This is a genomic window from Pseudarthrobacter defluvii, assembly GCF_030816725.1.
In the GTDB taxonomy this organism is placed as follows: domain Bacteria; phylum Actinomycetota; class Actinomycetes; order Actinomycetales; family Micrococcaceae; genus Arthrobacter; species Arthrobacter defluvii_A.
The window spans coordinates 1,369,267-1,381,468 of record NZ_JAUSYG010000001.1 but is presented as its reverse complement, the minus strand read 5'-3'; the positions used below and the strand labels follow the sequence as shown (position 1 = coordinate 1,381,468).

Here is a 12,202-nt window from a genome sequence, read left to right as displayed (position 1 = left end):
CGCCACTTGATGGCAAAATGGTTGCATGCCACGGTTCCTCACGCTTGCGGATGTCGCAGAGCAGCTCCAGATTAACTCCCCTGCCGCGTACGCTTTGGTCCGCAGCGGCGAGCTGAAGGCCATCCAGGTGGGCGGCCGCGGGCAATGGCGGGTGGAAGAGAAGATGCTGGAGCAGTACATCGAGGAACGCTACGCCGAGGCCAGCCGCATGATCCAGGAGTCCCGCTCCAAGTCTGTGTGAGGCACTCTCCCGGGTATGCCGCCACGAGGCCGAAGACTGAATCAGCCGGGCTTATGCGACCTGATCATCGCCAGGGCAGTGAAAGGGATGGCCGAGACCTGGCTGACGCTTTGGCTACGCCTCGCCTCTCCGGGGCTGACCGAGGCCAGGTCTATGTAGTCCCTGCCGACACGGTCGATGACGCCGGACAGCCGCACTGCAGCCGCTCCTCCGCCGAGAGTCACCGATAGCTCCGTGCGGTCGCGGGCGAGGCCACGCAGGGAATGGGCAAGTCCAATTGACCGGCGGACCGGTGAGTTCTCCGGCAGCGCATGCCTGCCCAGGCCGACATAACGCGCCGCGGCCGCATAGGGGATGAGCACCTGGTGCTGGTCTTCATCGAGGACCAGCGCGTCAGCTCCTGCATGCCTGAGTTCCCCATGCGCTGATTCTCCGCACAACAGGTGGACACCGATCCGGTAGCCGACCGCCGCACGCAGCCGGTGCTCGAGCGGGAGGCCGACCAACTCGGCCCGCGTCCGCTCATTGATCTCGCTGTCAAGCGCCAGCCGGTCGGCCTCGGCGAACTGGCTTTCCATGTCATTGAAAAGAGCATCCCAGCGCATCCCGCCAGCGTAGGGTGCGTCGGCGGGCCCGTCAACGTCCCATCTTTTTCTTTCCAACATATGGACAAACATGCTGTACCGCCACCAGACTTGATCAAGTGACAACAAACAGCATCAAACAACATTAAAGGAGAAGTAATGGCACGCTCCGAAGAGGCAGGGTGGTCCGACACCTTCATGGTGCTGGCGCTTCTGGTGTCTGGCGTATTGCTCTGCTTCCTCGGTGTTGGCCTGCTAGGGCAATGGCAGGACTCGGCAGCCCGTCACCAGGACGCACCCGTGGGTGTGCTCCTGGGTGCGGCCGCAGCGGCGACCGGCATGGGCCTTCTGCTGTGGTGGGTCTTTTCGATCCTCACCGCGGGTGCGTCGGTTCTCCTGGACCGTCTGGGACGACGCCGGGCTGCAGCCGCCGCCCGCAGGCTGTCTCCCCGATTCATGCAGCGGGCGGTGGTGGCGGCATTCTCGCTGCAGCTGGTGGCCGGCGCCGCTGCAAACGCTGCGCCTGCCACGCCCGGACCTGAATGGACACCAACACCGGCATATTCGTCGTCGGCACCATCGGACCCTGCGGCCAGCAACAGTGTCGCCGGGACCAGCGAGGGCGTGGGCGCTTCGGGCGCGTGGGTCCCGACGCCATCGGGCACGGGCGACGATGCGTCAGCCAACCAGGAGGGCCCCGTCATGGCGCAAAACTCACGCAGCCAGCTCTCCGAGGCCACGTTAAACCCGGGATGGCAGCCCGCTCCCCCAGTGGTGGAACCCGGCTTGCTGGCCGGACCGGAGACGAGAAGCAGCTCCGCCGCGGCCACGGGTGGGGACGCAACTGCAGTGACTGTGCTGGCCGGCGACACCTTATGGGACATCGTGGCAACCCACCTGGGACCCGAGGCATCGGACGTAGACATAGCCCTTGAATGGCCGCGTTGGTACGCGGCGAACCGCCGACTAATCGGCGAAAGCCCCGACGTCCTGCTTCCCGGACAAATCCTGCAGGCGCCTGCGGCGTCGTAGGCACGCCCCCTGCAGGGCAACAACGAATTCCAACCGGCCAGCTCGAATGGCCCGGCCGATCACGCAACCCACCAGACGATCTAAAGCTAGGGGAACACCATGACTGCAGCGACACCCGTCCGGGCCGTCCAGGGGCTGGCCACCGGCACGGCAAACGGCGGTAGGGGCATTGCAGGGACCCGTCCTGCACCGGTGCCAGGTCCATTACCGGCGCCGCCGCTCCGGCCGCCCGGGGCGAAGCCATCCCTTCAGGCCGTCAGTGAGGCGGCGGAAGTCAGGGCGATCACGCGGGGTACGATTCAGGCGTCCATGGAGGTCCTGGCCGGAGTCCGCCCCGTCCACCAGCTGGCCCGTCGCCTTGATCCGCAGTGCCTTGCATCGCTGCAGCACCGCGCAGCACTGATTAGGCGCGAACTAACCAGGACCGGCAATCCGGCGCTGGCCCGGCTCCACCGGAATTCGATTGTCCGCTCGGTACGCTTGTGCGAGGTGGCCGACGGGATCTATGAGGCCAGTGCTGTGGTGGTGGATGACGTGCGCGCCCGTGCTGTTGCTGTCCGGATCGAACGGAGCAAACAGGTATGGCGGATCGTCGAACTGGTCATCGGCTGACGTCCGGAAGAACGGGTGTGGCGGAGATACAACAAGGCGGCAGCAACCAGGGCAGGGATTTGCATCCCTGCCCTGGTTGCTGCCGCCAATACCTCTGGCGGTGTTGCTATCGCTTTTTCTTCTTCCCGGGCCGTTTGGCGGCATCCTGGGCTGCAGCCTTGGCCGGGTTTCCGGAGCGTCCTCCCCCGGTCCGGGTTTCCACCCGGGTCTGGGTTCCGCCGCCCTCGCTGGGAGCGGTGTACTGCAGCTGCGCAGGCTTCTCGGGAGCTTCCAGGCCGGCGGCGCGAACCTGTGGGTCCACGTGTTCCGTGTGCCCGCCGGCAGCGTCCTGCACAACGATGTCCTGGGCAGGTGTTACTTCCACCTCGAGGTTGAAGAGGAACCCGACACTTTCCTCCCGGATGGCTTCCATCATGCTTTGGAACATGGCGAAACCTTCGCGCTGGTACTCCACCAGCGGATCGCGCTGCGCCATGGCCCGCAGGCCGATGCCCTCCTTGAGGTAGTCCATCTCGTAGAGGTGTTCCTGCCACTTGCGGCCAATGACGGAAAGCACCACCCGGCGCTCAAGCTCGCGCATGCTTTCGGAACCTATTGCCTCCTCGCGGGCCTGGTACACCAGGCGGGCGTCGGAGAGGATTTCCTCCTTCAGCATTTCCACGGTGAGCCTGGACTTGCCGCCGGCCTCTTCGATGATGTCTTCAGCAGTAACGCTGACCGGGTAGAGCGTCTTGAGGTTCGTCCACAGCTGGTGGAAGTCCCAGTCGTCGCCGTTGCCTTCTGCCGTTGCTGCATCGATCAGTGCCGTGATGGTGTCCTCCACGAAGAACTGCACCTTCTCGTGCAGGTCGTCGCCTTCAAGGATGCGCCGGCGGTCACTGTAGATGGCCTCACGCTGGCGGTTAAGAACGTCATCGTACTTAAGCACATTCTTGCGCTGCTCGGCGTTGCGGCCTTCCACCTGTCCCTGGGCCGAAGCGATGGCCCGCGAAACGAGCTTCGATTCCAGCGCCACGTCGTCCGGGACGGAACTGTTCATCAGCCGTTCTGCGGCTCCGGAGTTGAAGAGCCGCATCAGGTCATCGGTCAGCGACAGGTAGAACCGTGATTCACCGGGGTCGCCCTGGCGGCCGGAGCGGCCGCGGAGCTGGTTGTCGATGCGGCGCGACTCGTGGCGTTCGGTGCCCAGGACGTAGAGCCCTCCGAGGTCCAGGACCTCCTCGTGTTCATCCTTCACGGACTGCTTGGCTGCTTCGAGGGCAGCAGGCCACGCGGCCTCGTACTCTTCGGAATTCTCCTCCGGATCCAGCCCGCGTTTGGCGAGCTCCGCGACGGCAGTGAATTCGGCGTTGCCGCCCAGCATGATGTCAGTGCCGCGGCCGGCCATGTTGGTGGCCACGGTGACGGCACCCTTCCGGCCCGCCTGGGCAATGATGGCAGCTTCGCGGGCATGGTTCTTGGCGTTCAGGACCTCATGGCGGACGCCTTCCTTGGCGAGCAGCTTCGACAGGTACTCGCTCTTCTCCACGCTGGTGGTGCCAACGAGGACGGGCTGGCCTTTTTCATGCCGTTCGGCGATGTCGCGAACGACGGCGTCGAACTTCACTACTTCATTCTTGAACACGAGGTCAGACTGGTCGATCCGCTGCATGTCCCGGTTGGTGGGGATGGCCACAACGCCCAGCTTGTAGGTGCTCATGAACTCTGCCGCCTCAGTTTCGGCGGTACCCGTCATGCCGGAAAGCTTGCCGTACATGCGGAAGTAGTTCTGCAGCGTCACGGTGGCCAGGGTCTGATTTTCCGCTTTGATCTCGACGCCTTCCTTGGCCTCGATCGCCTGGTGCATGCCTTCGTTGTAGCGGCGTCCGGCGAGGATGCGGCCGGTGTGCTCGTCGACAATCAGCACTTCGCCATCCAGGATGACGTAGTCCTTGTCCCGCTTGAACAGTTCCTTGGCCTTGATGGCGTTGTTCAGGAAGCCGATGAGAGGGGTGTTTGCGGATTCGTAGAGGTTGGTGATGCCGAGGTAGTCCTCTACCTTTTCAATGCCGCTCTCCAGGACGCCCACGGTGCGTTTCTTTTCATCGACTTCGTAGTCCTTCTCGGGCTGGAGCCGGAGCACGACTTTGGCGAATTCGCTGTACCAGCGGTTGGTATCCCCCTGGGCGGGGCCGGAGATGATCAGCGGCGTGCGGGCCTCGTCGATAAGGATGGAGTCAACTTCGTCAACGATGGCGAAGTTATGGCCGCGCTGGACCAGTTCGTTCCGGTCCCAGGCCATGTTGTCGCGCAGGTAGTCGAACCCGAACTCGTTATTGGTTCCGTAGGTGATGTCTGCGGCGTACTGCTGCCGGCGTACGGCCGGGTCCTGGTTGGCGAGGATGACACCGCTGGTGAGCCCGAGGAAACGGTAAACGCGGCCCATGAGCTCGGACTGGTATTCGGCGAGGTAGTCGTTAACGGTGACCACGTGCACGCCCTTGCCGGTGAGGGCGTTCAGGTAGGCGGGAGCGGTCGCCACCAGGGTCTTGCCTTCACCGGTCTTCATTTCAGCGATGTTGCCCAGGTGCAGGGCAGCGCCGCCCATCAGCTGGACATCGAAGTGGCGCATCCCCAGGGTGCGGGAGGACGCTTCCCGCACCGCGGCAAAGGCCTCCGGAAGCAGGTCGTCGAGTTTTTCACCGTCCTGGTGGCGTTCGCGGAGACGGTCAGTCTCCTCACGCAGCTCGGCGTCGGTGAAGGTCTTGAATGAGTCTTCGAGGGCGTTGATGGAGTCGGCATAGTTCCGCAGCTGCCGGAGTGTTCTTTTGTCACCCGTGCGGAGAATTTTTTCGATAAGTGATGCCACGTGAAGATGCTCCCAGTCTGATGCCGCCGAATTCTGGCGTGTTCAGTCTACGGGAGACACACGCGCCCGGTGCCCCTTTTCCCTCAGAGCGGATACTCCTTACGCACGCGCCAGCTCCTGCGCAAGCCCGGGGGCCAGGTCCCCTGCCTGCGCCACCTCCACGTCAGGCAGGCCAAGCCATTGGGCCATGAGCTTCAGCTCGGCAGCGAGTTCGACGGCGGTGTCCACCGGCGCGTCAGGCTCGGCAAATGCGGACCTCACCAGCAGGCGGCCGCCCATCCGGTCCGCTTTCAGGTCCACCCGTGCCACGATCCGGTCGCGCAGCAGGAAAGGCAGGACGTAGTAGCCGAATCGCCGCTTTGGCTCGGGGGTGTAGATCTCGATCCGGTAATGGAAGCCGAACAGTTCCCAAAGGCGCCGGCGCTCGAAGACCAGGGAATCAAAAGGGCTCAGCAGGGCCCGCCCGGTTGCACGCCGTGGCAGTGCCGCTTCCACGTGCCGGAAGACGTCCCGGCCCCAGCCGGCGACCGTGACGGGTTCCAGCCTGCCTTGCTGCACCAGGTGCTCGACGGCCAGGGCCGTGGCCTTGACCGGCGTCCTGAAGTAGTCGGCGAAGCAGCGGATGCTGCCGATGCCGTGTGCCCGTGCCGCCGCCTCGGTGAGCCGGTCGAGTGCAGCAGTTGGATCCACCTCGCCTACTGCAGCGGCCTGGTACGGCAGGACCTTCGCAGTGAGCGTGTACCTGCGCTCGAATTGCCCGGTCCTGGACGCCGCCGATATCACGCCTTCTTCGAAGAGGTCTTCCAGCACCCGTTTTACGGCGTTCCAGTTCCATCCCCAGTTGGCGGACTGTTTCTCCTCCACGTGGCCCAGCCGTGCCGTCAGTTCTGAGGCAGTCAGGGGCCGCGACCGGGCGAGGACTGCCAGGATCCGGGCCGCGACGTCATCACGGATCACCGGGTCCAGCCGGGAGGCGCCCACCCAGGACCGCTTTTGCCAGGGAAGCAGATCCTGGTAATGCTCCGGCCGGATATAGCTCGCCTCGTGCGCCCAGTACTCGAGCATCCGGCGCGGATGGCTGGCTGACATGCGTTGGAGGATGTCGCGGTCGTAATTGCCAAGGCGGGAATAAAAGGGCAGGAAATGGCTACGCACCAGGACGTTCACGGAATCGATCTGGACGAGCTGCAGTCGGGCAAAAGTACGGCCCACCGCCCGTGCTGTCACGGGGCCGGTGGGCCGTACTTTATGGAGTCCCTGCGCTGCCAATGCGATCCGCCGTGCCTGGTCAAGGCTCAGCGTTGCTGACAATTCGGTCCTCTCTGGCGGTGGTTTGTTCCACCTTAAGCGTTGGCGGCGGCGTCATCGGAACGGTAGGCCAGCACCTTTTCCTCCACCGCGGTGTCCCCCGGCTCGCATTCATGATCGAGCGTGATGACTCCGTAGGTCCAGCCGCGGCGGCGGTACACGACGGAGGGGGTGTTGGTCGCTTTGTCAACGAAGAGGTAGAAGTCGTGGCCGACGAGTTCCATATTGTCTACGGCGTCATCGAGCGTCATGGAGGCAGCAGGAAACACTTTCCGCCGGATGAGTACCGGCGAATTTCCGGCCGGGATGTCGTTCTCGACATCGTAAGGGGATTTCTCTTCCGGCGCCTGGGCGGTTTCGGTCCTGCGGTTGGCCTCAAGGTACAGCGGTTCGTGGGGGCTGGCTGGCTCAAGGGAGGCGGTTGCTTCACGGACAGCCTTGGGCGTGTGGCGGCCATGGTGGACCTTTTTGCGGTCCTTCGCCCGCCGGAGCCGTTCAAGCAGTTTGTTGTAGGCGAGGTCAAAGGCGGCAAATTTGTCTGCGGCGCTCGCTTCGGCACGGATTACGGGGCCCCGGCCCAGGACTGTCACCTCGACGGTCAACTGGTCGCCGGTTTGCCGGGTATTGGTCTCCTTGGAGACCTTCGTATCAACCCGCTGGATTTTGTCGCCCAGCGATTCGATCTTTGCGATCTTTTCCCCGGCGTATTCGCGGAACCGGTCTGAAACTGTCAGATTTCGTCCGCTGATCATAAACTCCATGGTGCCCTCCAAATGACTTCGGTGACACGACGGCGGCACTTCCTTGGGCCGGGCTGCCTGACAGTCGAGCCCCTCTCCGAGCCGCCATCGAAAGGTACATTCTGTTCTTGGTACCCACCTCAGACGTTAGTTCATAGCCACCCGTTATTCATCCTTTCCCGGTTTATTTTTTTCTAAGTCGTGGTGGCTCCGTGGCAGCGCCGCGGGTGCCGCGTCCGTCTCTGGGGCGGCGGGCGGGCGTGTCGCCGCCAGCACGACGGCGCCCCTCACCTGGGCGCCGGCGAGGTGCAATGCCCGGGCTGCTTCGGCAAGGGTGGCGCCCGTGGTCAGGACGTCGTCGATGATGATGCAGGGGCGCCCGGACACCTTTGCCCGGGTGCTGGGCCTGACCCGCATGGATCCCCGGACCCGCTGTGAGCGGGCTCCCCTTCCGAGCCCTTTTTGGCCACCCACAGCTTTCCGGCTGACGGGCCCAGCGCACCAATCTGGAAGCAGGCGGCCGGATGCCGGGGCCTTGCGCAGAACGTCCGCAACGTCGAAACCTGGCAGCTGCTGTGCCGCCTGCCGAAGCAGAAGGTGGACGGGACTAAACCCGCGGCTGACGTAGGCGGACGTGCTGGTGGGCACCGGAATCAGCAGGAACCCGTTACCGCCATGGGCTGCCGCCCTGACTGCTGAGGCCAGCGCGCGGCCAAGGCTTTTGCCAAGCTGGTATTGTCCGTGCCGTTTGAACGACAGCAGCCCCTGGGCCAGCTCGTCGCGGTACACACCTGCTGCCACCACTGGCAGCATGACCGTCCCGCTGACGTCCATCAGGGCCGGTGCTGCGCTTTCCGCCCGGAAGGGCCTCCTGGTCAGCCGGCGGATCCGGCTGGCGCAGGATGGGCAAAGACTGTGGTCCTCCGATCCGCAGCAGACGCAGTCCACCGGAACGGCCAAAGCGAGGAGTTCTTCCGCGGCGCCGGCCACCCAGTCGAGAAGGCGCAAATGGGTGGACTGGTGTTCAGCCCGGTGCAGTGCCGATGGTAGGGGCGGGACCAGGTCCGGATCCATTGCATGGGTTCCGTGACGGCCGCCATTCCCGGGGCCGTCTCTTGGGGGTACGCCGATCACAGTCCCACTGTGGTCCAGATCCCGGCCGAGCGGGCGGTCAGCTTGCCGCTATGTGGAAAAGGCGCGGAACTCCAGGTCGGTGAGGATTGCGGTGGCCACAGCCCGCCGTTGCCGGGGCAGTCGTGGGTCAGCCCGGAAATGCAGGATCGATGGGCCCCTTGATCTGAGGCGACCAGCCATTGCCGAGGCGCTGGAAAATCCCCTCCCCGGATTGCACATAAATGTCGTCGGCGCCGTTTCCGGCGCTGATGGCAACCAGGCCCGGCCAGGGGGCCAGCTGCTGCGGCTGCCCGGAAGTGAGGGACAGCAGTTCCGGCGTGACGTTCGAACCGGCAGACCCCTTCATGACCGCAACGGTGGTGCCGTTCACCCAGACCCCTTGGTCGGGATCGCTGGAAGTCACAAGGGTGATGGGCGCGGTGAGCTCCCGGGGTGTGCCGTCCCCAGCCCGGATCAGGCCCGTTACCTGCACCCTGGACTTGCCGTTTTGTTCGGAGATGACCAGGGCGCGCACGCCGTCACGCGAGATGCGCAGTTCCTTCACCGTACGCCCGGCAAGCCATGAGGGTGCCAGGGTGACGGACGGGACTGTTGCACCTTCCGCCACCCCGGCTGGGTGGAAGGCCACCACCTCGGTGGCACCCGTGGCGCCGGGCCCGGATGTCCATACCCAGTCGTTGAGGCTGATGGACGGCGGGCTGAGGGTGCTCCGGGTGGTGAGGGCGCGGGCCGGCTGCCCCGGGCTAATGCTGTAGAGGGTGGTCCGGCCCTCATTGAGGAAAGCAGCAGCCTGCGATACCGGCGACTCGGCAGGAAACCGTGGGTTGAGGGCGGAAACCGGCTGCATGTCGGGCAGCGGGGACACCCGGTTGTTCTCGTAGCGCACCAGCTCGTTGCCGCTGATGGCGATCTGCCGCGAGGGCACGGTCTTGTCCAGCACGGGCGGAAGAACGGACCCGTTGTCCTCCACCCGCACCAGGTCCTGGTTGGCCCGCAGCTCAACGTTGACCACGTCCGGTTGGCTTCTGAATGTCAGGGTCAGCTGCATCTGCATGCGCAGCCGGTCCTCAGCCGATGTTTCCGTCAGCTCCTTGGCCGTCAGGTCCACCTGGGCGGCACCGGACACCACAGGCACGGATTCACGTGCCAGCTTTATCCCGGAGGGGAAGGCGCTGACGACGGCGCCGCGAAGGTAAGGAGCGGGCCCGGCCAGGAGTGCGCTGGTCATGGCCTTGACGGTCTTGTTTTTCAGGAACCAGCGGACGTCGGGGATGGCGTAGGTGAAGGTGGGGTCGTAAAAGTAGATGGGGTAGGCCCCGTAGATCACCTTGAACGTCTCCTCGGCAATGGCGGTGCCATCCGGAATCGCGGAGATCCGCCACTCCCCCTCCACCTGTGTCACTGTGACGGGAATGCGTTCCACTGTTCCCGGCGGCGATTGCGTGGCGATGCCGTCCGCGTCCACGGTGTATGAGACGTCCAATTCGTAGTTGAAGACGTTTTCGGCGCCCGTGGGGACAACGCGTGCCTCCCGGTACACCAGCGCACGCTTGTCCGGCTTCCAGGACACAGCCGAGGCCTGGGTCAGGTATTGGCGGGCCACCGCGTAGTCGTCCTCGTAGCCGCTGCCCGCCCGGTAGAAGTAGTCGATGATGGTCTCAGGTGATGCGCCCTGCTGCGGCGCTGCCGGGAGGAACACTGGTGCGCTGACGTTTCCCGCGCTGCTTTCGCTGCTCTTACCCACCGGGCCGGACGTGGGAATCCGCGCGCAGCCCGACAGCAGGACGATCAACAACGCCAACAGTGCGGCCGGGTACTTCGCGTAACGCGCAGCCGGGCTCATGGTGTCTCCTCAGGTGCCCGGCCCGGAGCAGGCCTGGGGGTTCCCGTCTGCAGCACCAGCATGTTCTTGTAGTCCTGTTCCGCCGGGATGCTTCCCGGTGCCCCGGGAATGGTCGCGTCCTTGGGCTCCAGTTGCACGGGCGACTCGGAGATCACCACATCCTGGCGCAAAGGAAGGGTCAGACGGAAGTTGGCGCCGTCGCCCTTCCTTCCCCAGGCCTGCAGCCATCCGTGGTGCAGCTTTGTGTCCTCCATGGCGATGGACAACCCGAGGCCGCTGCCGCCCGTTGTGCGGGCACGGGCAGGATCGGCACGCCAGAACCTGTCGAAAACCCGGGCAGCCTGGGACTGGTCCATGCCGATTCCGTGGTCCCGCACGGCGACGCCCACGGCAGTTTCATTGGCTGCGACCGTGACAGTGACCGGCTTGCCCTCGCCGTGCTCCACAGCGTTCAGGATCAGGTTCCGCAAAATCCTGTCAATCCGCCGGGCGTCCATCTCCACAACCAGGGCGCCATCGGGGGCCGCGAAAATGATCTCTGAACCGTACTCCGCAGCCACCGGCGCGGCTCCTTCGATGACGTGTGCGATCACCTGGACCAGGTCCTCCGGTTCGGCATCCAGCATTGCCACCCCCGCGTCGAAGCGGCTGATTTCGAGGAGATCGGAGAGGAGGGACTGGAACCGCTCCACCTGGTTGTAGAGCAGCTCCGCGGACCGCTTGTTGATGGGGTCGAAATCGTCACGCGCGTCGTAGAGGACTTCTGCTGCCATGCGGACAGTGGTCAACGGCGTCCGCAGTTCGTGCGAGACGTCGGAGACAAAGCGCTGCTGCATCTGCGAGAGCGTCGCCAGCTGGGTGATCTGTTCCTGCAGGCTGGCCGCCATGTGGTTGAAGGACGCGCCGAGGCGGGCCACCTCGTCCTCGCCCCTGACCACCATGCGCTCCTGCAGCTGCCCGGCTGCCAGCTTCTCCGACACCATGGCGGCGTGGCTGACCGGGCTGACCACGTTGCGCGTGACGTACCAGGCCACGGCACCAATCAGGAGGACCAACACAGCACCGCCGGCCCACAGGACGCTTTGGATTTCGTTGAGGGTCTGCTGCGCTGTGTTCAGGTCATAGATCAGGTAAAGCTCGTAGACGGTGCCGTTGAAGGTCACTTTGTTCCCGACGGCGATTCCCGGCCGGTCCTCCGTGCCCACCGGGATGACGGTGGACGCCCAGTACTGGTCCTTCCCCGATTCCTGGACGGCCTTGCGAAGCTCCGGTGGAATGACACTGACAGTCAGTTGGTCGGATGCACGTGATTCCACCCAGCGGTTGCGGGGTTTGGTCTGATTGGGCATGGCCTCAAACACGTAGCGTCTTTGAATCACCGAACCCCGGCCTTCCACTGCGCTGAGCGTGTCCGAGACCAAGGTAATGACGCTGGACTGGTCGGTGACCTGGGCGCCGTCGAACGTGTCCTGCACCTGCTTGACGTTGTAGCGGGTCTCCGACTCCGCCTGGGTCAGCCGCTCCTGGAACAGGTTGTTGGCAATCTGGCTGGACAGGTAAGCGCCCACGACGGCGAACGACGTCACGGCCAGCAGGAGGGTGGTGAGGACCGTGCGGAACTGCAGGGACCGGCGCCAGCGCTGGTGCAGGGCGCGGCCAAGGTACCTCAAGCCGGGAAGGAACCTGCGGACACCGGTCCGGACCAGCCTCGCCACGCGCAGCGCCACGATCAGGGCCCGCCGCTGCCAAATCCTGGTCCGGAAGGCCACATGCCTGAGGACGGGGGTGATGCCGTCACCGGCGCCGGACGTTCCTTGGTCGGCGCCGTCGTGGGCGCTGTGCTCCCCGGCTGACCCCTCG

Annotated in this window: 10 protein-coding genes; 3 read left to right on the top strand and 7 right to left on the bottom strand. The window is 64.7% G+C overall.

Annotation, left to right across the window (positions count from 1 at the left end; genetic code table 11):
* The first annotated feature begins 25 nt into the window (after nucleotides 1-25).
* Nucleotides 26-241, top strand: a complete 216-nt coding sequence (locus tag QF031_RS06475) for a helix-turn-helix domain-containing protein (protein ID WP_018768505.1) — start codon at nucleotides 26-28, stop codon at nucleotides 239-241.
* Between the two features lie 41 nt (nucleotides 242-282).
* Here the strand turns inward: QF031_RS06475 and QF031_RS06470 are convergent, their stop codons facing one another.
* A complete protein-coding gene (locus QF031_RS06470; RefSeq protein WP_307425609.1) occupies nucleotides 283-846 on the bottom strand; it encodes a hypothetical protein in 564 nt (187 codons plus the stop codon).
* 138 nt (nucleotides 847-984) lie between these two features.
* Here QF031_RS06470 and QF031_RS06465 point away from each other — a divergent pair, with 138 nt between their 5' ends.
* Together QF031_RS06465 and QF031_RS06460 are read left to right on the top strand one after the other, a co-directional pair.
* A complete protein-coding gene (locus tag QF031_RS06465; RefSeq protein ID WP_307425606.1) occupies nucleotides 985-1,857 on the top strand; it encodes a LysM peptidoglycan-binding domain-containing protein in 873 nt (290 codons plus the stop codon).
* Between the two features lie 99 nt (nucleotides 1,858-1,956).
* Nucleotides 1,957-2,469 (top strand): Rv3235 family protein, encoded by a 513-nt coding sequence (locus QF031_RS06460; protein WP_307425602.1) that lies wholly within the window; start codon nucleotides 1,957-1,959, stop codon nucleotides 2,467-2,469.
* Nucleotides 2,470-2,575: 106 nt separating this feature from the next.
* On the opposite strand, the gene secA is transcribed toward QF031_RS06460, so the two are convergent.
* The 6 genes from secA to mtrB all read right to left on the bottom strand — a co-directional run bounded on the left by secA (nucleotide 2,576) and on the right by mtrB (nucleotide 12,132).
* Nucleotides 2,576-5,317 (bottom strand): preprotein translocase subunit SecA, encoded by a 2,742-nt coding sequence (gene secA / locus QF031_RS06455; RefSeq protein ID WP_307425599.1) that lies wholly within the window; start codon nucleotides 5,315-5,317, stop codon nucleotides 2,576-2,578.
* A gap of 99 nt (nucleotides 5,318-5,416) precedes the next feature.
* The gene (locus QF031_RS06450; protein WP_307425597.1) at nucleotides 5,417-6,628 is read right to left on the bottom strand and encodes a winged helix-turn-helix domain-containing protein; all 1,212 of its coding nucleotides are present in this window, start codon (nucleotides 6,626-6,628) and stop codon (nucleotides 5,417-5,419) included.
* Nucleotides 6,629-6,660: 32 nt separating this feature from the next.
* Nucleotides 6,661-7,386: a ribosome hibernation-promoting factor, HPF/YfiA family gene (gene hpf / locus QF031_RS06445; RefSeq protein ID WP_307425595.1), complete on the bottom strand. Its 726-nt coding sequence runs from the start codon at nucleotides 7,384-7,386 to the stop codon at nucleotides 6,661-6,663.
* A 144-nt stretch (nucleotides 7,387-7,530) separates the two neighbouring features.
* A complete protein-coding gene (locus QF031_RS06440; protein ID WP_307425592.1) occupies nucleotides 7,531-8,439 on the bottom strand; it encodes a ComF family protein in 909 nt (302 codons plus the stop codon).
* A 187-nt stretch (nucleotides 8,440-8,626) separates the two neighbouring features.
* The gene (locus tag QF031_RS06435; protein ID WP_307425588.1) at nucleotides 8,627-10,342 is read right to left on the bottom strand and encodes an LpqB family beta-propeller domain-containing protein; all 1,716 of its coding nucleotides are present in this window, start codon (nucleotides 10,340-10,342) and stop codon (nucleotides 8,627-8,629) included.
* The gene (mtrB, locus tag QF031_RS06430) at nucleotides 10,339-12,132 is read right to left on the bottom strand and encodes an MtrAB system histidine kinase MtrB (protein WP_307433189.1); all 1,794 of its coding nucleotides are present in this window, start codon (nucleotides 12,130-12,132) and stop codon (nucleotides 10,339-10,341) included. The genes QF031_RS06435 and mtrB overlap by 4 nt, the downstream gene beginning before the upstream one ends.
* Nucleotides 12,133-12,202: the final 70 nt, after the last annotated feature.